We start from the raw sequence: 25,443 nt of genomic DNA, 5'->3' as shown, positions 1-25,443 counted from the left end.
ATCCAGGCACGGTCGGGCGGTATCCGGTTCAAGCCTGCCCGGTCGTGGGCGGGTGGCGGTGGCCGAGGCTGTGCGAGGGTTGCCATCTTGTACCTGCGTGCGCTGATCGTCGTGATGCTGCTGGTGCTGGCCGGATGCACCGCGACCCAGCGTGTCCGCGAGGCGGTGGCGCCGGTGGTGATTTCCCCCGGCACCTGGCGCCAGGTGGACCGGGAGATCGCCCAGGCTTCGCAACAGGCGGTGCTCCAGGTCAAGGTGTTTGCCCGCGGCTCCATGGAGCACTGGCGGGTGCGGGTCTATGCGGTCACCGAAGAGACCTTCATCCCCTGGTTCAGCAGTTACTGGACCCAGGAATGGATGGCCATGAAAGTCAGTTGGTACAGCCTCACCGCCGGCGACGAGAAGGACGCGGCGGCGGTGCGCCTGGCGGAGTACCTCAAGGAGCAGTATCAGGAGCAGGTGCTGGCACCGGTGGCGGTGGAGATCGACCCGGATGCGATTCTCAACCAGGCCACGGAGTTCTATGTCGAACTGCTGGACAAGCAGGTACAGGTTATCGCCCAGCGTTATCGGGTGCCGCCCAAGCAGCTCGCTCAACGGCTCAACGGCATCCAGGCGATCCGCCTGGGGCCGCCGCCGGCACGCGATGCGTCGTTGTACCAGGTGCTGCACGCCAAGCCCTTGATCTCGCTGCCGGCCTACTCGGCGCTGTACCAGCAGATCCATAGCGCCCCCGCGGGCACCGGCGAGGTGTCGTCCGAGGCCGGGATTGTCTCGGTGGCCAGGCAGGCCAGCGAAAAATTCGAAGCACAGATGGCCGGCCGTGGCATTGCCGGCGCCGCGTCGGCGGTGGCCGGCAAGGTCGCCGGCGCGGTGATCTCCCTGGGCGCCGCGGGGTTTCGCGCAATCGCCCATGAGAGCGACCGGGCCGAGACCGAGGCGCAGATTCGCCAGAGCCTGGGCAAGGCGTTCGACCAGGCCTGGTTCAAGCTGTTGAACAACACCGGCAACGGGGTGATGGCCGGGGTGTATTACCTGGCCGGGCAGGTCGAGGGCGAGTTGGGCAAGAGCGCGGTGCCGAACCCTCCGCTGGAGACCGTACCGGGCTCCGTGCATCCGCTTGCCACGCCGGGCCTGAGTGCCCCGGAAACCGGTTGGCAGCCGGAGCCATGAAGCCCGTCGGTCGGCCGCCCCGGTTTTTTCCGCGCCGGCCTGTCGATTGTCGGCGACGCGGATCGACCAGCTCACAGAGGGGCCCGACACCCGGTTCGGCCCCGGATGCTCAACCCCAATCAGCAGGAGCAGGATCATGTCTTATGTCGATGGTTGTGTCCTGGCGGTACCCACCGCCAACCTTGAAGCCTTCAAGCAGCATGCGCAGACCGCGGCGAAGGTGTTCAAGGGTTACGGCGCCCTGAGCGTCGTCGATTGCTGGGGCGACGATGTGCCCGAGGGCAAGCTGACCTCGTTTCCCATGGCGGTCAAGCTCAAGGCGGACGAGACGGTGGTGTTCAGCTGGATCATCTGGCCGTCCCGCGAAATCCGCGACGCGGGCATGCACAAGGCCATGGAAGACCCGCGGCTCAAGCCCGACGTCTGCCCGATGCCATTCGACGGCCAGCGCATGATTTATGGCGGGTTCAAGATGCTGGTGAATGCCTGAGGTATCACCAGCGAAACATCGGCAGTGGCCGCAGCGGCCTCAGTGGCAACCCTGGTCGGGTTAGTGTGCCTGGACCTTGCAGATACAGATTCAACGGCAGGAACAAGGGCGGACCAGAGGCTGGCCCGCCCTTTTTTCATTGCGCCGTTCGCTGGCGGTATTCGGTGGTGGTCAGGCCGGCGTAGCCCCAGTTGTCGGTGTCGACTTCCTCGATGACGATGTGGGTCAGTTCCGGGGCCTTGTTCAGCACCCGTTGCAGGGTTTCGGTGATCTCGCGGATCACCTGGGCTTTCTGTTCGCGGGTCACGCCGTCACGGGTGATGCGGACGTTGACGAAAGGCATGGTTGTACTCCTGGGGAAAGGGTGGGGCATGCAAGAGACGGGAGACACGCGGGCCTCTCGCCGGGTTTACCATTTGCCGCTGCTCATGCCGCCGTCCACCGGCAGCACCACGCCGGTGGTGAAGCCGGCGCCGGACAGGTAGAGCACCGCGTCGGCGATTTCCTCGATGCGTCCGACCCGTCCGGCCGGTTGCAGGCCGTCGAGGAAGGCGCGGTGCGCCGGGTCGTGCATCGGCGTGTCGATGATCCCCGGGGCCACCGCGTTGACCTGGATGTTGAACGGCGACAGCTCCAGGGCCAGGGCGCGGGTCATCTGGTTCACGCCGCCCTTGATCAGCACCGGCAACGCCGCCGGGACCGCCAGGTTCGGTTGCAGCGCGACGCTGGCGCTGATGTTGATGATGCGGCCCTGGCGCCGCTCGATCATGTGCCGCGCGGCGGCCTGGGAAGCGTAGACCACGCCCTTGAGGTTGGTCTGCAGCAGGTTTTCCAGCTCTTCGGGGCTGTAGTCGACAAACGGCTTGGGCAGGAAGAAGCCGGCGTTGTTGACCAGTACATCGACCTGGCCGAAGCGGTCGACGGCGCGCTCGACCAGTTGCGTGGCGGTGGCCGGGTCGGCGATGTCGCCCTCGACCCCGAGAAAGCGCGCGCTGTGGCCCAGGGTTTCGGCCGCCGCGGCCAGCCGCTGTGCCGAGCGGGCGTTGCCGACCACGTTGTAGCCGCGGGCCAGGTAGGCCTGGGCCAGGCCGAGGCCGATGCCGCTGGAGGCGCCGGTGATGATGACGGTGCCGTTGGGGTTCAGGTTGAGGCTCATGGGGATAGTCCTGTTCTGGGTTGAGAGAGGTTCCAGCGCTGTTGGGCAGCACTATATTTGTGTGCAGAATGCTGATAAATAGCGCTTCAGGTACTTCACTTGATACATGGTGTAATCAATGGGCCGGCAATTCGACGATGTGCTGCTGGGCAGCATCGAGCTGTTCTGCATGGCGGCGGAGATCGGCAGCTTTACCGGCGCGGCACTGGCGGCCGGGGTCACGCCGGCGGCGGTCAGCCGCTCGGTGTCGCGCCTGGAGGAGCGGCTCGGCGTCCGCCTGTTCGTGCGCACCACCCGCAGCATCCGCCTGACCGACGGCGGGCGCGACTATCACCAACAATGCCGCAGCGCGCTGAACCAGATGCTCGAAGCCGAGCGCCAGTTGACCGGGCAGCAGTTGGCGCCTTCCGGCACCTTGCGCATCAGCCTGCCGACCACCTACGGCCATCTGCGCATCCTGCCGCTGCTGCCGGAGTTTCGCCGGCGTTATCCGCAGATGCGGGTGGAGGTCAACCTGAGCAACCGCAATATCGACTTCGTCGAAGGGGGCTACGATATGGCGATCCGGGTGCGCGCGCAGCCGGATTCCGGGTTGGTCGCGCGGCTGCTGGAGGACGCCGAACTGGTGGTGTTCGCCGCCCCGGATTATCTGGCGCGGGCCGGTACGCCGCAGCGGCTCGACGACCTGGCGCAACATGAGTGCATCCAGTTCGAGTTGCCCAGCAGCGGCCGGCGCATCGCCTGGCTGTTCAACGGCGCCGACGGCCCCTGCGAAGTGCTCGCCGAGGGGGCCTACGTGTGCTCCGAGGACTTGCTGGGGGGCGTGACCCTGGCCAGGCACGGCGCCGGCCTGTTCCAGACCTACCGTTTCATGGTCGAGCGCGAGCTGGAGGTGCTGCAGCCTTACGGCGGCCGTTCGCGGCCCTTCAGCCTGCTGTATCCCCACAGCCGGCACGTGCCGTTGCGCCTGCGCGCCTTTATCGATTTCCTGCTGGAGAAACAGCAGGGCTGGCAGGCCTGAAGCGGGGGTGGGCAGCCCGGGATGGATTGGTTAGTATGGCGGCCGGGCTTCCTGGGCGCCCACCTCGCGAAAGCGCAAGCACCTTCAATTCCCGCAAGCACTACGCTTGCATACCCCCTCCGGGCCAATAGCGAGCAGGCCGATTCTCTTGGAGTTGGTATGCCTATCAACAAATCCGTTCCCCGTTCACCCGCCAGTCAGGCCGCCAGCCTGGTACTGCGCGAAGCCAAACGCCTGCATCGCACCGCCACCAGCGGTTCGCTGGCCAGTGCCTTGCCGATCCTGCGGCGCTTGCTGGCGAGCAACAGTTTGCCTGGCCTGTCGTTGCCTCAGCTGTATCGGCAGCGCGACAAGGTGCAGCGCAAACACCTGCTGCGCACCCTGGCCAGCGAGGCCGGCTTTGCCCATTGGGAGACCTATCGCCAGGTCCTCGACGAGCTGGCGCCCGAGCAGTTGCAGCACTTCGAACTGCTCTACCGCCAGGCGGGGCACCTCAACTGCTGGTTCTCGTCAGCGGCCGAAGCCGAGGGCTATGTGGCCAGCCACGGCGGGCGGCTGCTGTGCGTAGGGCAACAGGCGGTGGTGCTGGTCGATCTGCCGGCGGCGTAAGGCGCTATCCATCGTTGTACAGAAGCACGGCACCCGGGATCTTCCCGGGTGCCGTTTTTTATTGGCATGCAACATCTGAATCAACAACACGCATCCGTAGGCGCGAAGCTTGCTCGCGATGGTCGTTAACGATGACGCGTATCGACCGGGTAAGCGCGCCGCCCTCAAGTTCATCGCGAGCCAGCTTCGTTCCTACAGGACTGCGTTTTTATTTACGCGCTTCGAGAATCAGGTTGAACGGCGTCTCTGCGGCCCGGCGGAACTGGCTGAAGCCGGCTTCGCTGAAGACCTGGCGCAGGCGCGCTTCGCCGGCCTGGGCACCGAGCCCCAGGCCGACTTCCTGGGACAGCGAGTTGGGCGTGCAGATAAAGGTCGAGGCGGCATAGAACAGCCGGCCGACCGGGGTGATGTTCTGGTCCAGCTGGTCGTTGGCGAACGGCTCGACCAGCAGCACGCTGCCGTCGTCTTTCAGCGCCTGGAAGGCATGTTGTGCGGCGCCCACCGGGTCGCCCATATCGTGCAGGCAATCGAAGAAGCAGATCAGGTCGTAGCCGTTGCCGGGGTAGGTCTTGGCGCTGGCCTGGGAGAACTGCACACGACCGGTCACGCCGGCTTCCTCGGCCCGTTGTGTCGCGGTAGTGACTGAGGGCTGGTGGTAGTCGAAGCCGAAAAACCGCGAGGCGGGAAAGGCCTGGGCCATGATCACCGTCGACGCGCCATGCCCGCAGCCAACGTCCGCGACCTTGGCCCCGGCCTGCAGTTTCTCCACCACGCCGTCCAGGGCCGGCAGCCATTCGGCCACCAGGTGCGCCCGATAGCCGGGACGGAAGAAGCGCTCGGTGCCGCTGAACATGCACGGGTGGTGATCGCCCCAGGCCAGGGCGCCGTCGCCGCGCATCGCCGCCAGCAGTTTGTCCTTGTCGTGAAACAGCGCGGAGACCACCACGGCGCCACCGGCCACGTACACCGGCGAATCCTCGATGGCCAGCGCCTGGGCCTGTTCTTCCGGCAGGCGGAACTCGCCGTTCAGGTGTTCCATGTAGCCGGACGCGGCATGGGCGCTCAGCCACTCGCGCAGCAACCGCGCGTTGCAGCCGGTCTTGGCGGCCAGCGCCTCGGGGCTGACGAAGCGACTGTCGGCCATGGCCCGGTACAGGCCCAGTTCTTCGCCGAGAATCATATTGGCGAGCATGGCCGCGCCGCCCATGTCTGACACCAGTTTGCCCATGAAATCGTTGAGCTTGGCTTCGTCCATGGCCTTGTCCTCCGCTGTGAGGGGCACTGCCGCAGATGGCCCGGCAGTGGCCGGATGGAGATACGCGGCACGCGCGGGGAGGCCATGTCCCGGCACTGCCGAAGGAGCGGGCCCGGCAGGGCAGGCCCGTGCTTTGAAGCACTGACGCACGGACACCTCCGCGTGCGGCGGGGGGCGTGCCTACCGTTCAGGAAGGTCGGGCTGGCCATCGGGCCTGGGCATCGAACCCGTGGCGGCAGGCGGGGCTGCGCGCGGGTTTCGGGGACGCCCGGAACAAGCGATTCCTGGCCGGTAGAGGCGTCAGTTTAGTTCCCCGGCGGGGGCGTCGCGGGGTTGGCCGATGAGGGGGCAGGGCGTCGCCGACGACGCCCTTGGGCAAGGTCGGTCAGGCCTTCAAGGGGTGCCGAACATGGCGGTCCAGTAGATGCCGGCATCGCTTTTCGGATCGACCGCATAGGCCGCGCCCAGCTCGCGATACTGCGGGTTCATCAGGTTGGCGCAATGGCCGGGGCTGGCCAGCCAGCCATCGACCACCTTGCGTACGCTGTCCTGGCCGGCGGCGATGTTCTCGCCGATCTGCTGGCCGGCATAACCCGCCAGTTCGGCGCGGTCGCCGGGGGTGCGGCCGTCGCGGTCCTTGTGATCGAAAAAGTTGTGATTGGCCATGTCCCGGGTATGGTCCTGGGCCGCGCTGGCCAGGGTGGCGTTCCAGGCCAGCGGGGTGGCGGCGGCGAAGATCCGGTCGCCGCACTGGCGCGGCTGCGCGCGAGCGCTGTTGAGGGTTTCCAGGAGCTTCTGGCCCTCCGCCTGCCAGTCGCCGAGGCGCGCGGTCAGCAGCGGCCGGGCGAGGACGATGCGCCAATCCTGGCCGGTGCGGCTGACGCCGATATCGACGAACTGCGGGTCCAGCACCACCTGGCAGAAACTCTCCCGCACCGCCTTCATGGCCGCCTGGGCATCGCGCGGCCCGGACAGGCTGATGGCCTGCACATTGACCATCGGGTAGGCGCTGCTGGCCAGGGCCTGCTGCAGGTTGCCGATGCCGTTGGCGGGCAGCACCAGGCGCGGGTCGGCGGCCAGCGGCGGCAATTCCTGGGACACTTGGCCGGCGCAGCGCTGGACCTGGCTGCGGTAACTATTGATCGATGTCACCAGTTGCGTCTCGTCGCTCGCCACGGCGCTGGTGGCGAAGGCCATGCTCATCGACAACAGGGGGGGCGACAGCAGGGTCAGCGGCAGAGTGGAGGATAGGCGGCGCATGGAGGTCTCCCTTGAGCGAATTGCGCCCATGATGCGCGATTTCGCCCCGGTCGGCGCAAGGTCTTTTTGCCGCAAACGAGCACCGTTATCCGTCCTTCCTGTTGCCGGTACGGCGCCGGTCATGGGCGGACGGTGGCGAACTACACTCAACTCCAGCCGCCGCCGGCCGGTGGGCTGGCGGCGGCTTTCCCGTGCCCGGATCGGGCTTTTGGCGAAGGTGCGAGCATGCGCCCGACAGCGATTGCCGGCGGTCTCCTGATCCTCCTGTGCGGGGGGCTGGCGATGGCCGCGGGTGAAAGAGCGAACCCCGAAGTGGCTCAGGACAAGGCCCAGGTCCTGGAGCAGAAAGCCGCGGACCAAGAGCCGGCGCCCCGCAGCGAAACCCTTACCCCGCCCGAGGCCCAGGCGGTGGACCCGGCCGGCGCCGCGCCGCTGGACGATGCCATCACCTGCCTGGCGCGCTCCATCTACTGGGAGGCCAAGGGCGGGGCCGCCGCCGACATGGAAGCCGTGGCCAGCGTGGTGCTCAACCGGGTCGGCCACGAGGGGTTTCCGGATACGGTGTGCGCGGTGGTCAAGCAGGGTTCGCAGCAGCGTGCCTGCCAGTTTTCCTGGTGGTGCGACGGGCGTGCGGACCAGGTGAAGGAAGACGGGCCTTACATCGCGGCCAAGGAAGTCGCGCGCAAGGCGCTCAACCAGCAACTCCCGGACCGGACCCACGGCGCCCTGTATTTCCATGACCGGCGCGTGCGGCCCGATTGGGCCAGGCAATACCGCAAGACCGCCGAGACCGGCAAGTTTCTGTTCTACAAGCCGCCAGGCGACAGCGCGCGTTAGCCGGTTTTACCCAGGCCATCCGTGGGAGCGAGCTTGCTCGCGATGCGGTGTGTCAGAACGGACGCTATCGCGAGCAAGCTCGCTCCTACAGGGACTGCGTTATCATGCGCGACCAGCCGTCACCGGCGTGCCTCAACCTTTGGAGCCTCCGCGCAATGCCCACCATCAGCCACTTCCAGGCCCCGTGCCCGGAAGCCGTCAACAGCCAGATCCTGCAGATGGTGGTCGACTACCTGACCGACATCAGCGCGGCAGCGATCCCGCCCAGCAACCTGCTGTACAACCTCTACCAGTACGCCATCGGCTTTGAGGTGCATCTGTACCTGCAGGCCCTGGACGGCTCCCGGGGCATCGCCGTGGAGCTGCTGGTGGCCAGCGACGATGACGACCCAGAACAGGTGCTGGGTTTTGTGCTGTACCTGCCGGCCAAGGACGCTCCCGAGGCGTGCGGCGTGGCCTATATGGCGGTGCGTGCCAGCCATCGCCGGCAGGGGATCGCGCGGGCGCTGCTGGCACGGATGCGCGAGCGCTACCCCCACGCCGAACTGACCTGCGCGGCGGGCAAGGTGGCCTGGTTCGAAGCGCTGGGCTTCCAGGTGCTGGGCGTGCGCGGTCCGCAGGTGCTGATGAACACCCGCGATCACGCCACCGACGGCTTGATGGGCCTGCTGGACACGGCGCCGATCTATCGCTCGCTGGAGGTGCGGCAGATTCACAGCTACCTGCTGCAAAAGCATGGCAAGCGGGCGATGCTCGATGCCGAAAAACAGCGCGACCGCCACCTGGACCAGATGACCCGCAATGCCCAGGCGCTGGTCCGCGAGCGCCTGGGGCAGGGCTGAGGCCGCTCGGTCGCTCAGCCCTTGAGCCGCACGCTCAGCCCGGCTTGTGCTGGTCGGCGGCCATGATCGAGGGGGCCAGGGAAATGCCCGCCATCTGGCAGATGTCCGCCAGCGTCGCCTTCTGCTTCTGGAAGGCCTTGGCCAGGTCCAGGGCGGCTTCCTGGACGTCGAGGCCGAACTCCTTGATCACCTCGCTCTGATCGAACAGGAAGCCATAGGCCAACAGTTCCGGGGCCCGTGATTCGTCCTTGGGCACGATGACGATTTTCCAGAAGCGGGTCGGGTAATGCACCGGGCCCTTGCCGAAGTCCTGCTCGACGCAGGAGTCCCCCAGCACCGGGCCGGCAAAGATGATGGCCTGGCCACCCCCGGCCTCGATCTGTTCGGCCAGCTCGCCCTCGAAGTAACCCCAGATGCCTTTGCGATTGCGGTACTGGGCGCCGTCGGGCGATTCCTGGTTGAACAGTTCGTGCTGCGGCGTGCAGTTGGTCCAGTGGTAGGTGTCGGCGTTGGCGTACTCGGTGTCGATTCCCGGCCGGCCCCAGCAGCTGTCTTCGCGGCGCACGATATGGCCGCGATCGAAGTTGCCGGCCGGCGCGTAGATGTCGCTGTTGGTCAGCTGGTAGCGGCTCGGCACCCGGCGGTCGAGGCGCCAGCTTTCACCGCCGAAGCCCCGGCGCCCCCGCGCATCGCCACGGACTTCGGGCCGGTAGTCGGCATTGGAGGCGGCCCACATCGGCATGCGGTACTGCTTGTTCATCACCAGCGAATAGCGGTGATAGGGCAGTTCCAGCGGGGCGTCGTCGTCCAGGTTGGAGAGCCTCATGGCCGGCACATTGCGCGCCGAGGCGGCATGTTCGCGGTAGTCGCCGACGCGGTAGAGCTGGGCCAGCAGGGCGCCCTCGACGAAGGGCGGCGGGACCGGCACCCCGAGAAAGTCCGGGTCGTAGCCGGGGCGGGCCTCGTAGTCGAGGTCGAAGGTCAGGGTCTTTTCCAGGGCCGCGGCCGGCGGCGCAGGCTCGGTCGATGGCGCCGTGGCCGGCGCCACGCCCAGGCTGGAGGCAAGGCTTGCCGGACTGTCCGCGGCATGGCCGAGGATGTTGATGGTGGTGGGGCCGCAGATATGAAAGATGTTCTGCGACCTGTCGGGCAGGCCTGGGCGGTGCGGCGTAACGGTCACCGCTTCGTTGACACTGAGCGCGGCCAGCGGATCGGCGGTCTGCTCCATGAGCTGGGCCAGCAGTTCGGCCGGCCGGCCGCTCAGTTGCAGGGCCTTGAGCGCGCCGACGATGCTGCTGACCCGGGTGCCCTCGTTGGCCACCCAGTCCACCGTGCTTTCCTCGTCCCCCTCGGGGTTCCAGATGCTGTGGTCGGTCTTGAGGATGTTGCCGGCTTCGTCGGTCCGGGGAATGCCGCAGTGGTGCAGGGCGATCAGCTCCCAGTTGTCGCTGAACACCGGGGAGCCGGAGGCGCCTTCGGCGGTGTCGGTTTCGTAGTGCAGGAAGCCCTGGTCGAGAATGTCCAGCAGCCGGTTGTGGGTGGTGGCGTACTGGCGCGGGCCGCCATCGGGGTGCTGGATGATGTTCATCGGGCGGCCACGCAGGGTCTTGCCGGTGGCTTCGATCAGGCGGATGCAGCCGTAGTCCGCGAGCGCCTCGCCGCGCGTGCCCTGCGCGGAAATGGCTACCAGGCAGAAGTCCAGTGCCTCGTCGGCAAAGTAGAACTGGTCCGGCTGCAGGTTGAAGTAGGTGCCTTCGTTGATGCCACGCTCCTGCCTTTCATAGAGAAAGTTGGCGGCGCAGTCCACGGCATCCACATACCGGGGAAACACATGCTGGTTGGTCAGCAACAGGCTGGGCGAGACCAGGAAACCGGTGGCGAAACCCTCGACCACTGTGCCCGGGCGTGGCGCATTGACCAGCCGCGCCACCGGCCTTGCCGCCTGGCGGGCGGTCTCGCTGGGGGCGAAGAAGGTCGGGTCCCAGGTGCCGATCCGGCGTTCCAGCCCGGCCCGGGTCAACATGGCACGGGCGTTCTCGCGGGCGACCCATTTGGCCAATTGCTGCGGTGAGTCGCCGGCGCCCGGGCCCAGTTCGCGGATGCGCGACAGCGATGCGCTGCGGGTGCCGGCTTGCTGGTTCCAGCGTTCCAGGGCTTTGGCCATGTTGCTTCTGCGGGCAGTGGCAACGGCATCTGGCGTCTTGCTCATGGGCACCTCCTGGCGGGTACGGGATTCCTTTCGGGCTGTCGCTTTGAGCGTAGACAACAAGTGCGGCGGCAGACGGCTGGCGTCATACCTGCTCGTCGGGTCCACCGCTCTTGATGCGCCTTTTATGCGCCTTTGCCGGCGCGCTCCTGCAAGCGCTCGAGCAATACCTTGGCCACGCCCTGGGCCGAGCCCGGGTTCTGCCCGGTCACCAGCTCGCGGTCGATCACCACGTTTTCGCTCCACGGCGAGCGGTTGCTGCGGTACAGGCCGCCGGCCTGCTCCAGGGCGGTTTGCGGATAGAAGCGCATGGCGCCGCCGCCCAGCAGGCCCTTGGCCAACTCCTCTTCCTGGTTGCTGATCACCGTGAACTGGTAGCCGGCGTAGATCCAGCCCGGGGCGCTGGCCTTGCCGCCGCTGGCCAGTTGCCGAGTGAAGTCCTGCGCCTGGGGCAGGGTCGACAGCAGGGCGATCGGGCCGTGGCAGACCAGGGCAGTGGTCTTGTGGTTCTGGTGGAAGTTGTTCAGCAGCCTGCCCAGCTCGGGGCTGTGCAGCAGGTCCTGCATCGGTGCGTGGCCACCGGGTATGTACAGGGCATCGAAATGCTCGTAGCCGATCTGCTCGACCCGGGCCAGGCTGATCACCGGCGATTCGCCGGGGGAGGTGATTTTCAACTGGTCGAGCAGTGCCTGGTGCGCCTGCAGCGCGGCGGCATCGTTGTTGAAGTACATCGTGTCGGTGGAGGAGCGGTCCAGGGTCGGCGCCTTGCCCTGCGGGGTGGCGAAGGTTACCGAGTGGCCGGCGTCGAGCAGCTGTTTGACCGGTTGCATCAGTTCGTTGAGGTAGAAGCCGGTGGAAAACACCTTGCCGTCCTTGAGGTCGAGGTGGTCGGCGTCCGAGAGCACCACCAGGACGTTTCCGGCCTGGGCGTTGAAGGCGGCGGCGGTGATGCTCATGGCAAGAGCGAGGGTGCTGAGTGGGCGCATGTGGGTTTCCAGGGTGTGAGGTCAAGGAGCCGGCGGTGGCCGACGGGTGACTCACTGTATTCATGCCGCTGTGGGCGATAAACTCGCGCTACTGGAAATCACTTGTTCCCTGGAGGTTAAGGTGAGTCGCCGATTCGATTATCTGGCTGATGTCGAGGTGTTCGTCAGCGTGGTGGAGAAGGGCTCGTTGAGCGCTGGCGCGGTGGCGCTGGGCACCACCCCGTCGGTGGTCAGCCGGGCGATTTCCCGGCTGGAGGCGCGCCTGGGCGTGCAACTGCTGCGCCGCACCACAAGGCGCCTGAGCCTGACCGAGGCCGGCCTGTTGTACCTGGAACAGTCGCGGGCGGCGTTCGAGTTGATCGACGGCGCGGAGCGTAGCATCCAGGGCCAGGACGGCGAGCTGAACGGGCGGGTGCGCCTGAGCGTGCCGACCACCTACGGGCATTACCGGCTGCCGGCGCTGCTCGGCGACTTTGTCCGGCAATACCCGCAGGTGCGCATCGAGCTGAGCATCAGTAACCGCAATGTCGACCTGGTGGCCGAAGGTTACGACCTGGCGATCCGCCTCGGCCAGTTGCCAGACAGCGGCCTGATCGGGCGCAAGCTGGAGGACGCGCCGTTGTGCCTGGTGGCGTCCCCCGACTATCTGCGACGCGCCGGCACGCCACGGCGCCTGGAGGACCTGGCGACCCATGCCTGCCTGCCGTTCATCATGCCCAGCAGCGGCCGGGTCGGCGCCTGGCTGCTGCGCGAGCAGGGGCGGGACCTGGAGTGGACGCCCCAGGCGAATATCCAGGTGGCCGACGATGTGCTGGGCATCGTGTCCCTGGCCGAGCACGGCATGGGCATCTGCCAGACCTACCAATTCATCGTCCGCGAACGGATCGCCAGTGGCCGCCTGGTGGCGCTGCTGCCGGAAGCGGGCGGGCGTTCGCGACCCTTCTCGGTGATCTACCCGCCGCATCGCCAGCTGTCGGCGGCGGCGCGGGCCCTGATCGATCACCTGACCCAGGCCGTGGCGCAGTGACAGGCTGAATGACCATCAGTCCCGGCGTTGCTCGGGAGGAGGATTAAAAAAACGCCGACTCCCGCGGGCAAGGGGATTTACTGAGAATCGGGCGCTGATTACAATGATAATCATTGCTATTCATGTCCTTCCCTCCCTTGAGTGCCCACCTTGAAGCCTTCCTGTCCGCGTGCCCGTCGTAACACCCTGATCAAACGCCTGTTGCCGACACTGTCCTGCTGTCTGGTCGCCAGCCCGCTGTGGGCACAGGAGGCGGTCGAACTGCCGGCCACCGATATCCAGGCCGATCGCCTCAGCCAGGACACCGGCTACACCACCTCGCAAGCCAGCACGGCGAGCAAAAGCACTGTGCCGATCAAGGAGGAGGCGCAGTCGATCAACGTGGTGACCCAGCAGACCCTGGCCGACTATCAGGTGCGCTCGCTGAGCGACGCCATGAAGTTCGTCAGCGGTGTCAGCCAGGGCAACACCTTGGGCGGTTCCCGGGACTCGCTGGTCAAGCGCGGTTTCGGCACTAACGACGACGGCTCGATCCTGCGCGATGGCGTGCGCTCCAACCTGGGGCAGAACTTCAGCGCCACCACCGAGCGGGTCGAAGTGCTCAAGGGCCCGGCGTCGATGCTCTACGGCGCGCTGGAGCCCGGCGGCCTGGTGAACATCATCAGCAAGCAGCCGCAGTATTCCCAGAGCACCACCCTCAGCGGCTCGGCCTACAGCGAAGGCGGCGGCACCCTGGCCCTGGACACCACCGGGCCGCTGGGCGACACCGGCCTGGCCTACCGCCTGATCGCCGAGCGCGGCCATGAGGATTACTGGCGCAACTACGGGGTCAACGAGCACACCCTGGTGGCGCCGTCGCTGACCTGGACCGGCGAGCGCGCCAGCCTGACCCTGAACTACGAATACAACGACTACTCCAGCCCCTTCGACCGCGGCACCGTGTTCACCAACGGGCATCCGGCGGACATCGACTACGACAAGCGCCTGGACGAACGCTGGGCGAAAAGCGTCGGCATCCGCGAAGTGGCCAGCGCGCGCTTCGAGTACCAGCTCAGCGATGCCTGGAAAACCCGCGTCACCTACGGCTGGAACAACGACCGCTACAGCCTGTCGATCGCCCAGCCCAGCAGCCTGACCGGCAACACCCTGCGCCGGGCCGCCAACGGCGCCCACTACGACGATGAAACCCGCTACGCCAGCTGGGACTTCATCGGCCAGCAGGAGCTGTTCGGCCAGCGCCATGACCTGCTGGTGGGCGTCGACAGCGAGCACTCCGACCAGTACCGCGGCAAGACCTACCGCAACACCGCCCAGGGCGGTTTCAACATCGCCTCGCCGGTCTACGGCAAGCTGGCCGAGCCGAGCCTGGTCAGCGCCACCCAGAGCAACCTGCGCAACCAGCTGACCTCGAGCTCGGTGTATTTCAAGGACAACTGGCATTTAAGTGAACAGTGGATCCTGGTGTTCGGCGGTCGCCAGCAGCATTACGACCAGTACAGCGACCAGGGCCTGGGCCGCAGCTACAAGGTCAACCGCGACAGCAACGGCGACACCTTCGTGCCGTTCCTCGGCCTGGTGTTCAAGGCCACCGACAGCCTGTCGCTGTACGGCAACTACAGCCGTTCGTTCAAGCCCAATACCGATGTCGACGACACCGGCAAGACCTTCGATCCGGAAGAGGGCCGCAGCTACGAGGTGGGGGCCAAGTACGATCCGCTGCCGGGCCTGAACATCAACCTGGCGCTGTACGACATCGAGAAGAAGAACGTGGTGACCACTACCACCGTCAATGGCGTGAGCCTCTCGGAAGCCGCCGGCAAGGTCGGTTCCCAGGGTGTGGAGCTGGACGTCACCGGGCGTATCGCCGAGCGTTGGGACCTGATCGGCACCTACGCCTACAACCACACGGAAATCCTCGACGACCCGAGCAATGAAGGTCACCGCCTGGCCAACGCTCCCAAGCACACCGCCAGCCTGTACCTGAGCCACCACCTCAACGTGCCCGCGGAATTCGGCGCCTGGCACGCGGGCGGCGGCGCCCGTTATGTCGGCGAGCGCGCGGCCAACAACGCCAATGATTTCTGGCTCAGCAGCTACACCGTGGCCGATGCTTTCGTGCGCTGGGAATCGCCGTTGTTCGGTTATAAAACCAGTTTGCAGTTCAATGTCGACAACCTGTTCGACAAGCAGTACTACCCGTCGTCCACTGGCAGCCAGCTGCAGGTCAACGTCGGCGAACCACGCACCGCACGCCTGAGCGCCAGCGTGACCTTCTGACACCCCCCGGACCGCTACGCGTCGCCCTATAGGGTGGCGCGTCGGCGGGATCCGTCTCGCCGCTGTCGCTCCTGCCCCGCCGATTCCGCCCTTCATGGCATTCCCGCCAATCTCCCGACTGTGTCTACCCATGGCTCGATTTCCCGTGGCCATGTCGATAGTTGAAAAGGCGAACTTGGCCATTTGCCACTATCGTTGCTGACTGAACCGCCCGCCGAAGGCGGTCACCCCGTTTTGCCCTCTGCCGTTTTTCTTCCCGTCACCTACATGGAGTAAGAGTGCATGGCTTTCCCCCCGCGTTTTCTCGAGCATTACCGTAAAGCCGACCGCATCATGATGGGCCTGATCTGGCTGATGTTTGCCTATGCGCTGGGCCTGGCGTTCTGGCACGACACCTTCACCCAGGCGCTGCTGGTGGGCGGCGGCACCAGCCTGGCGCTGAGCCTGCTGTACCGCGCCATCAGCGGCACGCGCCTGATGCGCTGCTGCATCGCCATCGGCTTCATGCTGATGGCGGCGCTGCACATCAACCAGGCCAAGGGCCTGATCGAAGCGCACTTCGGCATTTTCGTGCTGCTGGCGGTGCTGACCTTCTATCGCGACTGGCTGCCGATTCTGCTGGCGGCGGTGACCATCGCCCTGCATCACGTGGTGTTTCATGTGCTGCAGCACCAGGGTTTTCCGGTCTACGTCATGGCCCATCACGGCGGTTTCGGCATGGTGGCGGTGCACGCCTTCTATGTGGTGGTGGAGACGGTGATCCTGCTGTACCTGGCGGTGCACAGCCATGCCGACGCGGTGGAGAGCCAGGACATGCTGGACAAGATGCTCGCCGCCACGTCCCAGTTGACCGTCGAGGTTCATCAGGGCGAAAGCGGCAAGGTGCATGTGTCGCTGGCCCAGCGTTTCGACCACTTCATGCAGCAGATCACTGCATTGGTGGACGGTGTGGTACGCGACACTCACGGCCTGCGCGAGCTGGGCCAGGACCTGGCGAAAACCAGCCGGACCCTGGAGCAGGGGGCCCAGCACCAGCTGACGGAAATCACCCAGATGACCGGCTCCATGCAGCGCATGGGCGATGCCATGGGCGACATCGCGGTGCACGTCGAGCAGGCGGTCGAGCGCGCCGGCCAGGCCAGCGAGCAAATCAGCCGCGGCCAGCAAAGCGTCGATCGCGCCCAGGCGGAAATCACCCAGTTGGCGTCACGCATCAACGGCACCAACGAAACCGTGCAGCGCCTGGCAGGGCAGGCGCAGCAGATCGGCAACGTGCTGGAAGTGATCGGCAGCATCGCCGCCCAGACCAACCTGCTGGCCCTCAACGCCGCCATCGAGGCCGCCCGCGCCGGCGAGCAGGGCCGCGGTTTCGCCGTGGTCGCCGATGAGGTGCGCAACCTGGCCCAGCGCACCGCGCTGTCCACCCAGGAAATCAAGACCATCATCGAAGCCCTGCAACAGGGCAGCCGCGAGGCCGCCGAAGCCATGCACGACAGCCACGAAGGCGCCCAGCGCTGCGTCGAGGACAGCCGCCAGGCCTCCGCGATGTTCCAGGCCGTCGGCGCCGACATCTCGCATATCGACCAGCTCAACGGCCGCATCGTCAGCACCACCCGCGAACAATCCAGCGCCAGCCTCGACATAGTCGGCCGCCTGCACTCGGTCCAGGCCATCGCCCAGAACACCGCCGACGACATGGGCAACCTGGCCCTGAGCAGCCAGCGCCTGCCGCCGATCGCGATCCGCCTGGAGGCGTTGGGGCAGACGTTTCATAAGTAACGGGGGAGGGGCGCCTGCTTGCCGATAGGCCGCGGGCGCCATCACTGCTGCTGGTCCGCAGGCCCTGACCGGAATCCGGACTACAGGTCATTCAGACCGGTCGACGTCAATCTCGGAGTTCTCCAGGTTTCCAGAAACCACCCGATTCGCCAACTTGGAAAGCTTGGGCGTGACACTCCACCTTGTTGAGCACCCAACAGAAACGATAAAAAGCCCCGCTCATGCGGGTAATGCCCCGGTGTAGGAGCGAGCTTGCTCGCGATGGACTCAAGAGCACCGCGTTTATCCAAGTAAAGACGCGGTATCGTTCACCACCATCGCGAGCAAGCTCGCTCCTGCAAGGGGTATTACGCACATGCGGGGCTTTTTCGTGGTCGGGAGCGGTCAGCCGGGAGGCAGGGTCGCGCGTATCTCTCCCACCCGTTGTTTCACGTGTTTCCAGGGCGCCTGGCCCGCCAGGTCCTGGCGCAGGAAGTTCAGCAGGTCGGCGATCTGCCGGTCGTCGAGGCTGTGGCGGAACGCGGGCATGTAGCCCAGTTCCGGGCTGGCCGGTTGGGCGATGCCTTCGAGGATTACGCGGATGGCGTTGTCGGGGTTGTCGGCGTAGAGGTTGCTGTTGAGGGCCAGGGAGGGGCGCACGCCAGTCAGGGTCGGGCCTTTTTCCTGGGCGTGGCAGGCCATGCAGGCCCCGGAGAACAGGCGGGCGCCGGAGGAGGCGAGGGGCTCGGTGCGTTGCTCGGCCCGCTGGTTCAGGGTGGCGGCGCTGGCTTGGGTGGCGCTGGTCGGCTGCAGGCTGGACAGGTAATGGGCGATGGCCTGCAGGTCGGCCTCCGGCAGTTGCGCCAGGCCTTGGTGGATCACCGGGGCCATGGGGCCGGCGGCGACGCCATGGCGCGGGCTGTAGCCGTGGCGCAGGAAATCCAGCAGGTCCTGTTCGGTCCAGGCCAGCGGCGCCTTGCCGCCGACCAGGGCATGGGCGCTCCAGTCTTCGGCAACGCCGCCGCTCAGGTGGCGCCGGCCGCCGCGTTCGGCAAACAGCGGGTCGCGGGGCGAGTGGCAGGCGCTGCAGTGTCCCAGCCCCTCGCTCAGGTAGGCGCCACGGTTCCACTGGGCGCTGCGCCCGGGATCGTCGGCCATGGCGCCGGGGCTGAGGTAGAGCCAGTTCCAGGCGCGGATGCCCGGGCGGATGTTGAAGGGGAAATGCAGGTCGGTCTGCGGTGGCTGGTGGCGGACCGGTGGTTGGCTCATCAGGTAGGCGTAGAGCGCCTTGAGGTCCTCGTCGCGGGTCTTGGTGAAGGCGGTGTAGGGGAACGCCGGGTACAGGTAACGCCCGCCGCGGTCGATGCCATGGCGCATGGCGCGCTCGAAGGCCGGATAGGACCAGTTGCCGATCCCGGTTTGCGGATCGGGGGTGATGTTGCTGCTGTACAGGGTGCCGAACGGGATGCGCATGGCCAGGCCGCCGGCGTTGCGCGCGCCGCCCGGCGCGGTATGGCAGACCGCGCAATCGCCCAGGGCCGCGAGTTGCTCGCCCTTGGCGACTTGCGCATGGCTGAAGTACTGGGTGTCGTGATGGTCCAGCGGAGCGATCGCCGGCTGCCAACTGAGGAACACGCCCGCGGTGACGGCCAGGCTCAAGGCGGCCAGGCTCCAGCCGGCGAGGGTCTTGAGTGTGCTCATGGGCGAGTCTCCTGGCCGGGGTGGTCGGCGTCAGGGGCTTGCTGCAAGGCGTGCAACAGCCTTTCCGGGGTGAAGGGCACGTGCCGCAGGCGCACGCCGAGCGCGTCGAAAATCGCATTGGCGATGGCCGCCGCGCTGGGTACCGAGGCCGACTCGCCGGCGCCCATGGACGGTTCTTCCGGGCGGTCGAGCAGTTGCACATCCACTTCGGGCAACTCGTCGAAGCGCAGGATCGGATAGCCGCCCCATTCCAGGGAGGTGCTGCCACAGCGGTCGAAGCTGACATATTCCTTGAGCACCCGGCTGCACGACTGGACGATATTGCCGTGCACCTGGTGACGGACGCCGGCCGGGTTGACCATGCGCCCGCAGTCGTGGCTGACGAAGACCTTGTCCAGGCGGATCTGCCCGGTGCGCCGGTTGACGCTTAGGTCGCAGACCCACGCGGCCCAGGCGGCGCCGTAGCCGGGGAACGTGCTGTGGAAATACCGGGCATAGGCAAAGCCCCGGCCCTTGACCCATTCCTGCGACGGCGGCGCTGGGTGGCGGTGGGCGCTACCGTCCTGCCAGTCGGCCTGCTTTTTCAGCGCTTCGATCAGCGCCAGGGCGCGCGGGTCGTCCAGGTAGCGCAGGCGGAAGGCGATCGGGTCCTGCTGGGCGATGTAGGCCAGCTCATCGATCCAGGATTCGTGGGCGAAGACATTGGGCAGCGCGGATACGCCGCGCATCCACGAGGCGCGGACGATCGGCGCGGCGTCCTGGCAGACGATGCGCATCTGCGGGAAGCGGTATTGCGGGATCGCCGTGCGGTCGCCCATCTGCTGGATGTCGGGGCGGTTGGCGACGCGCCCGGTGAGCAGCAGCGCCAGGGTCCGGGCGTTGTTCGAGGGGTAGCAGGTCTTCAATTCGTAGGCGGCCACGTCGCGTTTGCCGTCCAGGCCACCGCGGACCTGCATCAGCTGCGCGGTGCCCTTGGGTTCCCAGCCGGCCTCCTGCTCGCGCATCAGTTGCACCCGTACCGGCCGCCCGACCGCCTGGGAGAGCAGGGCGGCGTCGGCGGCCACATCGTCGGCACAGTTGCGTCCGTAACAGCCCGAGGCTTCCAGGCGATTGACCTGCACCTGTTGCGGTGTGCGCCCCAGCAGCAGGGCGATGTCCTTGCGCAGGTCGTGGGGGTTCTGGCTGCCGGTCCAGACCTCGGCGCGTTCGGCGTCGATCATCGCCACCGCGCAGGACGGGCCGATGGAGGCATGCAGGTGATAGGGCCAGACATAGTCGACATTGAGCGGGCTATTGAGCGTGCCCAGGCGGCTGTCGATACCGGCATCGTCGCGCAGCACGCGGTCCTGCTTGGGATGGGCCAGGAGGGTTTTGCGCAGCGCATCCGGTCGCAGGTCGGGCAGCGCGTCCCAGGTTTTCCACTGGACCTTGAGCTGGCGCATGGCGTCGATGGCCTGCTCCTCGCGTTCGGCGACGATGCCGACAAAGTCACCGATCACCACCAGTTTGACGATGCCCGGCAAATGCGCGATGGACGCCGCATCCACCGCGATCAGCGCATGGCCCAGGGGCGCGCTGGCATCGGCACCGGGGTAGGGCGGGCGTACCACGCGACCGTGGAGCATGCCGTCCAGGCGCAGGTCGTGGACATAGGTCAACTGGCCGCTGACCTTGGCCGGGATGTCCACGCGCGGGGTGGACTGGCCGACATAACGGCCGGCACCGACAGCCTTGAGTTCGACGCGCGGGTCCAGGGGCAGATGCAGGTCCTGTCCGCGGGCCAGTTCGGCGTAGCCCAGGCGCCGTCCGGGGCGAGCGCTGGCGTAGATCTGCCCGCGTTCGACCCGCAACCCGGCAAGGGGCTGGTCGAGGATTTCCGCCGCGCCTTCCAGCAGCCACTGGCGCAACTGGGCGGCGGCCTGGCGCAGGGGCAGGGCGCTGACTTGAAGGGTCGCGCTGGCGATGGTCGGGCCCTGGTCCGGGGTCCTGGCGGTATCGCCGAGAATCATCCGCACCTGCTCGAAATCGACATCCAGTTCGTCGGCGACGAGCTGCGCCAGCGCCGTGCGCACCCCGGTGCCGAGATCGACATGACCGCAGAACGCGGTGACGTGGCCGTCGGCGCCCAGGGCGATAAAACTGTCGACATGGTCCGGCGTCGGGGCCGCTGGCAATGGGCTCGTAGTACGGGGTTCGGCCATGGCCCGCAGCGGTTTGGGCAGCAGGGTGCTGATCATGACCAGGCCGCCGGCCTGGAGCAGGCGGCGACGGGTCAACGGCAGGTCGTTCATGGCCGACCCCGCTCTGCCAGCAACTGGCGGGCCCTGGCCGCGGCTTGCAGGATCTCGAAATGCGCGCCGCAGCGGCAGAGGTTGTAGGCCAGCTCGTTCTTGATCCGTTGCTCGTCGGCTTCGGGCTCGCGCTCGAACAGCGCCACCAGGGTCATGATCATGCCGTTGCTGCAATAGCCGCATTGCACAGCCTGCTCATCGATGAAGGCTTGCTGTACCGGGTGCAGGCGCTCTTCCTGCTCCAGGCCTTCCAGGGTGGTGACCTGTTTGCCCTGCACGCTGGACAGCGGCAGGGTGCAGGAGCGGGCGGCAACGCCGTCCACCAGCACCGTACAGGCGCCGCATTGGCCCAGGCCGCAGCCGTACTTGGGGCCATTGAGGTCAAAGTCGTTGCGCAGGGCATACAGCAAGGGAGTGTCCGGCGGCAGTTGATTCAGTAAAAGGCGGCGGCCGTTGAGGATAAAAGTCATGGCAGCTTGGGTCCTGTGAGTGAGTGGCATGGCGCGTGGAGAACGCGACAGCGGTCAGGGCAGGTGTGAAGTCCCGGTCAGAGACTGGACATCAAGGTTGCGCTCAGGTGCTGGGAAGATTGGCGGGGGCGAAGCATGCGGGGTTTGAGGTGGGGCGATAAATAAGATGATTCTGGTTTTTTTGTAGGCCGAAGCCAGGGAGTGATTTGGTTTTATCTTGGCCGATTTCTGAGGAAGTGATGGCTAGTAGCCATAATTGTCGCTTGTGACAGCCTTGGCCACGGCGTAGGATGCGCGCCCTGATCAGCCTGGCTGAACCGTTTTACCCGAATGCGACATGGATTGTTATGACCCACTCCCCCCGTTTTTTCTCGCCGTTGCTCATCCTGGCAATGGTGACGGTCCCGGCTTTCGCCGATCCAGGTGCCCAGCGCGCCGAACTCCTGCAGGTTTACCGCCAGGCCGTCGAGCATGACGCCCAGCTCTCCGCGGCGCGCCACGAGTACCAGGCCCAGCGCGAAAGCATCCCCCAGGCCCGGGCCGGGTTACTGCCCACGCTCAATGCCGGCAGCACCGTGGAATCGGTGCGTCTGGAACGGGACGAGCCGGGCCTGACCCGAACCCGCAGTACCACGGTGTTCCAGGCCAATCTCAACCAGCCGCTGTTCCGTGCCGATCGCTGGTTTCAACTGGAAGCCGCCCACGCCAGCACCGCCCAGGCCGAACTTGAATTGGGCGCGAAGGAGCAGGGGCTAGTGCTGACCACGGCCCAGGCCTATTTCGAAACCTTGCGTGCCCTGGACTTGCTCGCCGCCTCCAAGGCCGAGGAAGCGGCGCTCAAGCGTCAGCAGCAACAGGCCCGGGCCCGCCTGGAGAATGGCGCCTCGAGCATCACCGATGTGCTCGACGCCCAGGCCGCGCATGACAATGCCGGTGCCAATCGCAAACTCGCCGAGCGCAAGGTCGACGATGCCTTTGAGGCCTTGTCTCGCTTGACCCAGCAGGATTACTCGACGATCGAGGGCATTCAACATCAGTTGCCGGTGGAGCTGCCGGTGCCCAACGATGCCAACGAATGGGTCAGCCGCGCGGTGCGCCAGAACCTGGCGTTGCAGGCCAGCCGCTACGCGGTGATTGCCGCCGAACAAACCCATCGCCAGCGCAAGGCTGGTTATGCGCCGACCGTCGATGCGGTGGCGTCCTGGCGCAAAGGTGAAAACGACAGCTTCGGCTACAGCAACCCCACCGACTTCGGACGGGATGGCTATCGAGGCAATGTCACGCAAAACAGCATCGGCCTGGAACTGAATATTCCGCTGTACTCCGGCGGCATGACCCGTTCCCAGGTGCGCGAGGCGACCAAGCGGCTGGCCCAGAGTGAAGACGAACGCGAGGACCGCCGCCGTGAAGTGGTGCAGAACACGCGCAATTTCTACCGCGCGGTGAACTCCGATATCGAGCAGGTCATCGCCCGTCGGCAGACGATCCGTTCCGGCCAGGCTTCGGTCAAGGCCAACCAGGTCGGGCGCGACCTGGGCTCGCGTAACACCGCGGATGTGCTCAATGCCCAGCGCCAGCTGTACAGCGCGGTGCGTGAGTACAACAACGCGCGCTACGACTACATCATCGACACCCTCAAGCTCAAGCAGGCGGCGGGAACCCTGAGCCCGAAAGACCTGAGCGACCTGGCGATGTACCTGACGAAAGACTACGACGCCGACCGGGATTTCCTGCCACCGCAGGAGCGCAAGGCGCTCTGACGGGGATTCATACAATCGAGTGAAATAAATCTCAATCGATGATGTCGTATTGATACTAATTGCTTCATGTTTGATGTAACATCTTGAAATATTAGGACTTTACGGCCGCAATGCGGCATGCATGGAAGCTTATGAGCGAACAAGGAAGGGGCGCCGAGTCGCCCACACCAGACACTGGCCTGGTCTGTCTGGTGATGCTGGCCCGGTTTCATTCGGTGGCGGCATCCGCCGAGCAACTGGCCCACGAATTCGCTCCAGAGAAGCAGCCGTTCACCCAGCGCGAACTGCTGCTTGCCGCCCGCAAGCTGGGGCTCAAGGCCAAGTCGGTCAACACTTCTATCTCCCGCCTGGAGCGCACGCCATTGCCGGCAATCGCGGCCGATGGCGACGGCACATTCTTCATCATTGCCAAGCTCGACCAAGGCCAGGCGCTGATCCAGGACCCGCGTTCGGACCGGCCTGAAGTCATTCCCTTCGAGGCCCTGGCCGCGCGCTGGACCAGCGAGCTGGTGCTGCTGCGCTCCGAAGCCGGGTTGCCGGGGGAAACCTCGCGGTTCGACTTCACCTGGTTCATTCCCGCCATTGTCAAATACCGCAAGTTGCTCGGTGAAGTGTTGCTGGTGTCCTTTGCCCTGCAGCTGTTTGCCCTGGTGACGCCGCTGTTTTTCCAGGTGGTGATGGACAAGGTGCTGGTGCACCACGGGCTGACCACCCTGGATGTCATCGCCGCAGGGTTGCTGGGCATCATGCTGTTCGAATCGGCCTTGAGCGGTTTGCGCAGTTACGTGTTCGCCCATACCGCCAGCCGGATCGATGTGGAGCTGGGCTCGCGCTTGTTCCGTCATCTGATCAACCTGCCGCTGGCGTATTTCCAGGCGCGCCGGGTCGGCGATTCGGTGGCCAGGGTGCGCGAACTGGAGAACATCCGCAGCTTCCTGACCGGCAACGCCATTACCTTGTTGCTGGATGTGCTGTTCTCGCTGGTGTTCATTCTGGTGATGTTCTACTACAGCGGCTGGCTGACCCTGGTGGTGCTGTTGTCGCTGCCCCTGTACGTGCTGGTCTCGCTGTTTGTCACCCCGCTGCTGCGCGCCCGCTTGCAGGACAGTTTCACCCGCGGCGCGGAGAACCAGGCGTTCCTGGTGGAGACGGTGAACGGCATCGACACGGTGAAATCCATGGCCGTCGAGCCCCAGGCGATCCGCAAGTGGGACAACCAGATGGCGGCTTATGTGGCGGCCGGGTTCAAGACCCAGACCTTGTCCACCATCGCCAACGAGAGCGTGTCGCTGATCGGCAAGCTGGTCACGGTGGCGACCCTCTGGCTGGGCGCGCGGCTGGTGATCGACGGGCAGCTTTCGGTGGGCGAACTGATCGCCTTCAACATGCTGGCCGGCCGGGTCAGCGGCCCGATCATGCGCCTGGCGCAGTTGTGGACCAGCTTCCAGCAGACCGGCGTTTCCGTGCAGCGCCTGGGCGATATCCTCAACACCCGCACCGAGCTGTCCCAGGCCACCCGCAGCGCCTTGCCGCCCCTCAGGGGGCAGATCGAATTCGACCAGGTGCATTTCCGTTATCGCGCCGACGGCTCGGAGATCCTGCGTGGGATCAACCTGCAGATCGCCGCCGGCGAAGTGATTGGCGTGGTGGGGCGTTCCGGCTCGGGTAAAAGCACGCTGACCCGCCTGCTCCAGCGCCTGTACGTGCCCGAGCGTGGGCGGGTGCTGGTGGACGGCATGGACCTGGCGCTGGCGGACGTTTCCTCCCTGCGCCGGCAGATCGGCGTGGTGTTGCAGGACAACATGCTGTTCAACCGCAGCATCCGGGAAAACATCGCCCTGAGCGATCCGGGCGCGCCGCTGGAAACGGTGATGCATGCCGCCAGCATGGCCGGGGCCCACGAATTCATCCTGGAGCTGCCCGAAGGCTACGACACCCTGGTCGGGGAGCATGGCACCTCGCTGTCCGGCGGCCAGCGGCAACGCATCGCCATCGCCCGGGCCCTGATCGGCAACCCGCGGATCCTGATTTTCGACGAGGCCACCAGTGCGCTGGACTACGAGTCCGAACGGATCATCCAGCAGAACATGCAAAGCATCTGCGCCGGGCGCACGGTGATCATCATCGCTCACCGCTTGTCGGCGGTACGCGATGCCAATCGCATCCTGGTGGTCGACCGCGGGCAGATCGTCGAGCAGGGCAACCATGCCGAACTGCTGGCGCACCAGGCCGGCCACTATTCGCGCCTGCACCGTATGCAGCAGGGCTGAGCGCCGCCCGATTCACAGGTTATTTGTTCGGCCGCCGCCCCCGCCGCAGGGGGG

20 protein-coding genes are annotated in these 25,443 nt (G+C 66.1%); 11 read left to right on the top strand and 9 right to left on the bottom strand.

All coding sequences use genetic code 11. The features are described from left to right. Positions 1–87 precede the first annotated feature (87 nt). Positions 88–1,173, top strand: a complete 1,086-nt coding sequence (locus IF690_RS19670) for a hypothetical protein (RefSeq protein ID WP_202697020.1) — start codon at positions 88–90, stop codon at positions 1,171–1,173. Between the two features lie 136 nt (positions 1,174–1,309). After that, positions 1,310–1,663: a DUF1428 domain-containing protein gene (locus tag IF690_RS19665; RefSeq protein WP_202697019.1), complete on the top strand. Its 354-nt coding sequence runs from the start codon at positions 1,310–1,312 to the stop codon at positions 1,661–1,663. A gap of 136 nt (positions 1,664–1,799) precedes the next feature. On the opposite strand, the gene IF690_RS19660 is transcribed toward IF690_RS19665, so the two are convergent. Beyond that, positions 1,800–2,006, bottom strand: a complete 207-nt coding sequence (locus IF690_RS19660) for a tautomerase family protein (RefSeq protein WP_023964167.1) — start codon at positions 2,004–2,006, stop codon at positions 1,800–1,802. A 66-nt stretch (positions 2,007–2,072) separates the two neighbouring features. After that, positions 2,073–2,819, bottom strand: coding sequence for an SDR family NAD(P)-dependent oxidoreductase (locus IF690_RS19655; protein ID WP_252189500.1), 747 nt, complete (start codon positions 2,817–2,819; stop codon positions 2,073–2,075). Positions 2,820–2,937: 118 nt separating this feature from the next. Between IF690_RS19655 and IF690_RS19650 the strand changes: the two genes are divergently transcribed. Then, positions 2,938–3,840, top strand: coding sequence for a LysR family transcriptional regulator (locus IF690_RS19650; RefSeq protein WP_202697018.1), 903 nt, complete (start codon positions 2,938–2,940; stop codon positions 3,838–3,840). Positions 3,841–3,999: 159 nt separating this feature from the next. Further along, positions 4,000–4,449 (top strand): hypothetical protein, encoded by a 450-nt coding sequence (locus IF690_RS19645; RefSeq protein ID WP_202697017.1) that lies wholly within the window; start codon positions 4,000–4,002, stop codon positions 4,447–4,449. 208 nt (positions 4,450–4,657) lie between these two features. Here IF690_RS19645 and IF690_RS19640 read toward each other — a convergent pair whose 3' ends face one another. Both IF690_RS19640 and IF690_RS19635 read right to left on the bottom strand, forming a co-directional pair. Next, the gene (locus tag IF690_RS19640) at positions 4,658–5,704 is read right to left on the bottom strand and encodes a class I SAM-dependent methyltransferase (protein WP_202697016.1); all 1,047 of its coding nucleotides are present in this window, start codon (positions 5,702–5,704) and stop codon (positions 4,658–4,660) included. A 393-nt stretch (positions 5,705–6,097) separates the two neighbouring features. Next, on the bottom strand, positions 6,098–6,907 hold the full coding sequence (locus tag IF690_RS19635) for a CAP domain-containing protein (RefSeq protein ID WP_502710186.1): 810 nt from the start codon (positions 6,905–6,907) through the stop codon (positions 6,098–6,100). Between the two features lie 282 nt (positions 6,908–7,189). Between IF690_RS19635 and IF690_RS19630 the strand changes: the two genes are divergently transcribed. Both IF690_RS19630 and IF690_RS19625 read left to right on the top strand, forming a co-directional pair. Further along, positions 7,190–7,801, top strand: coding sequence for a cell wall hydrolase (locus IF690_RS19630; protein ID WP_202697014.1), 612 nt, complete (start codon positions 7,190–7,192; stop codon positions 7,799–7,801). A 155-nt stretch (positions 7,802–7,956) separates the two neighbouring features. Then, entirely contained in the window at positions 7,957–8,643 is a 687-nt protein-coding gene (locus tag IF690_RS19625) for a GNAT family N-acetyltransferase (RefSeq protein WP_202697013.1), read from the top strand. 34 nt (positions 8,644–8,677) lie between these two features. Here IF690_RS19625 and IF690_RS19620 read toward each other — a convergent pair whose 3' ends face one another. Both IF690_RS19620 and IF690_RS19615 read right to left on the bottom strand, forming a co-directional pair. Continuing rightward, positions 8,678–10,852 (bottom strand): DNA/RNA non-specific endonuclease, encoded by a 2,175-nt coding sequence (locus IF690_RS19620; protein ID WP_202697012.1) that lies wholly within the window; start codon positions 10,850–10,852, stop codon positions 8,678–8,680. A 122-nt stretch (positions 10,853–10,974) separates the two neighbouring features. Further along, entirely contained in the window at positions 10,975–11,835 is an 861-nt protein-coding gene (locus IF690_RS19615) for a type 1 glutamine amidotransferase domain-containing protein (RefSeq protein ID WP_202697011.1), read from the bottom strand. Between the two features lie 121 nt (positions 11,836–11,956). Here IF690_RS19615 and IF690_RS19610 point away from each other — a divergent pair, with 121 nt between their 5' ends. The 3 genes from IF690_RS19610 (at position 11,957) to IF690_RS29150 (ending at position 16,918) form a co-directional block, all read left to right on the top strand. Then, complete coding sequence (locus tag IF690_RS19610) at positions 11,957–12,862, top strand: LysR family transcriptional regulator (protein WP_202697010.1); 906 nt, start codon at positions 11,957–11,959, stop codon at positions 12,860–12,862. A gap of 150 nt (positions 12,863–13,012) precedes the next feature. Beyond that, a complete protein-coding gene (locus IF690_RS19605) occupies positions 13,013–15,139 on the top strand; it encodes a TonB-dependent siderophore receptor (protein WP_202697009.1) in 2,127 nt (708 codons plus the stop codon). Between the two features lie 282 nt (positions 15,140–15,421). Then, complete coding sequence (locus tag IF690_RS29150) at positions 15,422–16,918, top strand: methyl-accepting chemotaxis protein (protein ID WP_202697008.1); 1,497 nt, start codon at positions 15,422–15,424, stop codon at positions 16,916–16,918. A gap of 384 nt (positions 16,919–17,302) precedes the next feature. Here the strand turns inward: IF690_RS29150 and IF690_RS19595 are convergent, their stop codons facing one another. From IF690_RS19595 to IF690_RS19585, 3 genes are read right to left on the bottom strand one after another with little or no spacing between them, the layout of a single operon-like run. Then, positions 17,303–18,598: a cytochrome c gene (locus tag IF690_RS19595; protein ID WP_202697007.1), complete on the bottom strand. Its 1,296-nt coding sequence runs from the start codon at positions 18,596–18,598 to the stop codon at positions 17,303–17,305. Continuing rightward, entirely contained in the window at positions 18,595–20,889 is a 2,295-nt protein-coding gene (locus IF690_RS19590) for a xanthine dehydrogenase family protein molybdopterin-binding subunit (RefSeq protein WP_202697006.1), read from the bottom strand. Before IF690_RS19590 ends, IF690_RS19595 begins: the two co-directional genes overlap by 4 nt. Then, on the bottom strand, positions 20,886–21,359 hold the full coding sequence (locus IF690_RS19585) for a (2Fe-2S)-binding protein (protein ID WP_202697005.1): 474 nt from the start codon (positions 21,357–21,359) through the stop codon (positions 20,886–20,888). The genes IF690_RS19590 and IF690_RS19585 overlap by 4 nt, the downstream gene beginning before the upstream one ends. Before the next feature lie 347 nt (positions 21,360–21,706). Between IF690_RS19585 and IF690_RS19580 the strand changes: the two genes are divergently transcribed. Further along, positions 21,707–23,119, top strand: a complete 1,413-nt coding sequence (locus IF690_RS19580) for a TolC family outer membrane protein (RefSeq protein WP_202697004.1) — start codon at positions 21,707–21,709, stop codon at positions 23,117–23,119. A gap of 131 nt (positions 23,120–23,250) precedes the next feature. Continuing rightward, the gene (locus tag IF690_RS19575; protein WP_202697003.1) at positions 23,251–25,389 is read left to right on the top strand and encodes a type I secretion system permease/ATPase; all 2,139 of its coding nucleotides are present in this window, start codon (positions 23,251–23,253) and stop codon (positions 25,387–25,389) included. The last annotated feature ends 54 nt before the right edge of the window (positions 25,390–25,443 follow it).

This window comes from Pseudomonas sp. SK3(2021), from assembly GCF_016772375.1.
In the GTDB taxonomy this organism is placed as follows: domain Bacteria; phylum Pseudomonadota; class Gammaproteobacteria; order Pseudomonadales; family Pseudomonadaceae; genus Aquipseudomonas; species Aquipseudomonas chlororaphis_I.
Note: the sequence above shows the minus strand (reverse complement) of the source record. Positions and strands in the feature narration are given on the sequence as shown.

Coding starts and splice junctions, on each gene's coding strand:
- IF690_RS19590 (WP_202697006.1), bottom strand. CDS start 20,889: ATGAACGACCTGCCGTTGACCCGTCGCCGCCTGCTCCAGGCCGGCGGC.
- IF690_RS19660 (WP_023964167.1), bottom strand. CDS start 2,006: ATGCCTTTCGTCAACGTCCGCATCACCCGTGACGGCGTGACCCGCGAA.
- IF690_RS19585 (WP_202697005.1), bottom strand. CDS start 21,359: ATGACTTTTATCCTCAACGGCCGCCGCCTTTTACTGAATCAACTGCCG.
- IF690_RS19665 (WP_202697019.1), top strand. CDS start 1,310: ATGTCTTATGTCGATGGTTGTGTCCTGGCGGTACCCACCGCCAACCTT.
- IF690_RS19630 (WP_202697014.1), top strand. CDS start 7,190: ATGCGCCCGACAGCGATTGCCGGCGGTCTCCTGATCCTCCTGTGCGGG.
- IF690_RS19650 (WP_202697018.1), top strand. CDS start 2,938: ATGGGCCGGCAATTCGACGATGTGCTGCTGGGCAGCATCGAGCTGTTC.
- IF690_RS29150 (WP_202697008.1), top strand. CDS start 15,422: ATGGCTTTCCCCCCGCGTTTTCTCGAGCATTACCGTAAAGCCGACCGC.
- IF690_RS19625 (WP_202697013.1), top strand. CDS start 7,957: ATGCCCACCATCAGCCACTTCCAGGCCCCGTGCCCGGAAGCCGTCAAC.
- IF690_RS19640 (WP_202697016.1), bottom strand. CDS start 5,704: ATGGACGAAGCCAAGCTCAACGATTTCATGGGCAAACTGGTGTCAGAC.
- IF690_RS19620 (WP_202697012.1), bottom strand. CDS start 10,852: ATGAGCAAGACGCCAGATGCCGTTGCCACTGCCCGCAGAAGCAACATG.
- IF690_RS19645 (WP_202697017.1), top strand. CDS start 4,000: ATGCCTATCAACAAATCCGTTCCCCGTTCACCCGCCAGTCAGGCCGCC.
- IF690_RS19580 (WP_202697004.1), top strand. CDS start 21,707: ATGACCCACTCCCCCCGTTTTTTCTCGCCGTTGCTCATCCTGGCAATG.
- IF690_RS19615 (WP_202697011.1), bottom strand. CDS start 11,835: ATGCGCCCACTCAGCACCCTCGCTCTTGCCATGAGCATCACCGCCGCC.
- IF690_RS19595 (WP_202697007.1), bottom strand. CDS start 18,598: ATGAGCACACTCAAGACCCTCGCCGGCTGGAGCCTGGCCGCCTTGAGC.
- IF690_RS19575 (WP_202697003.1), top strand. CDS start 23,251: ATGAGCGAACAAGGAAGGGGCGCCGAGTCGCCCACACCAGACACTGGC.
- IF690_RS19655 (WP_252189500.1), bottom strand. CDS start 2,819: ATGAGCCTCAACCTGAACCCCAACGGCACCGTCATCATCACCGGCGCC.
- IF690_RS19635 (WP_502710186.1), bottom strand. CDS start 6,907: ATGAGCATGGCCTTCGCCACCAGCGCCGTGGCGAGCGACGAGACGCAA.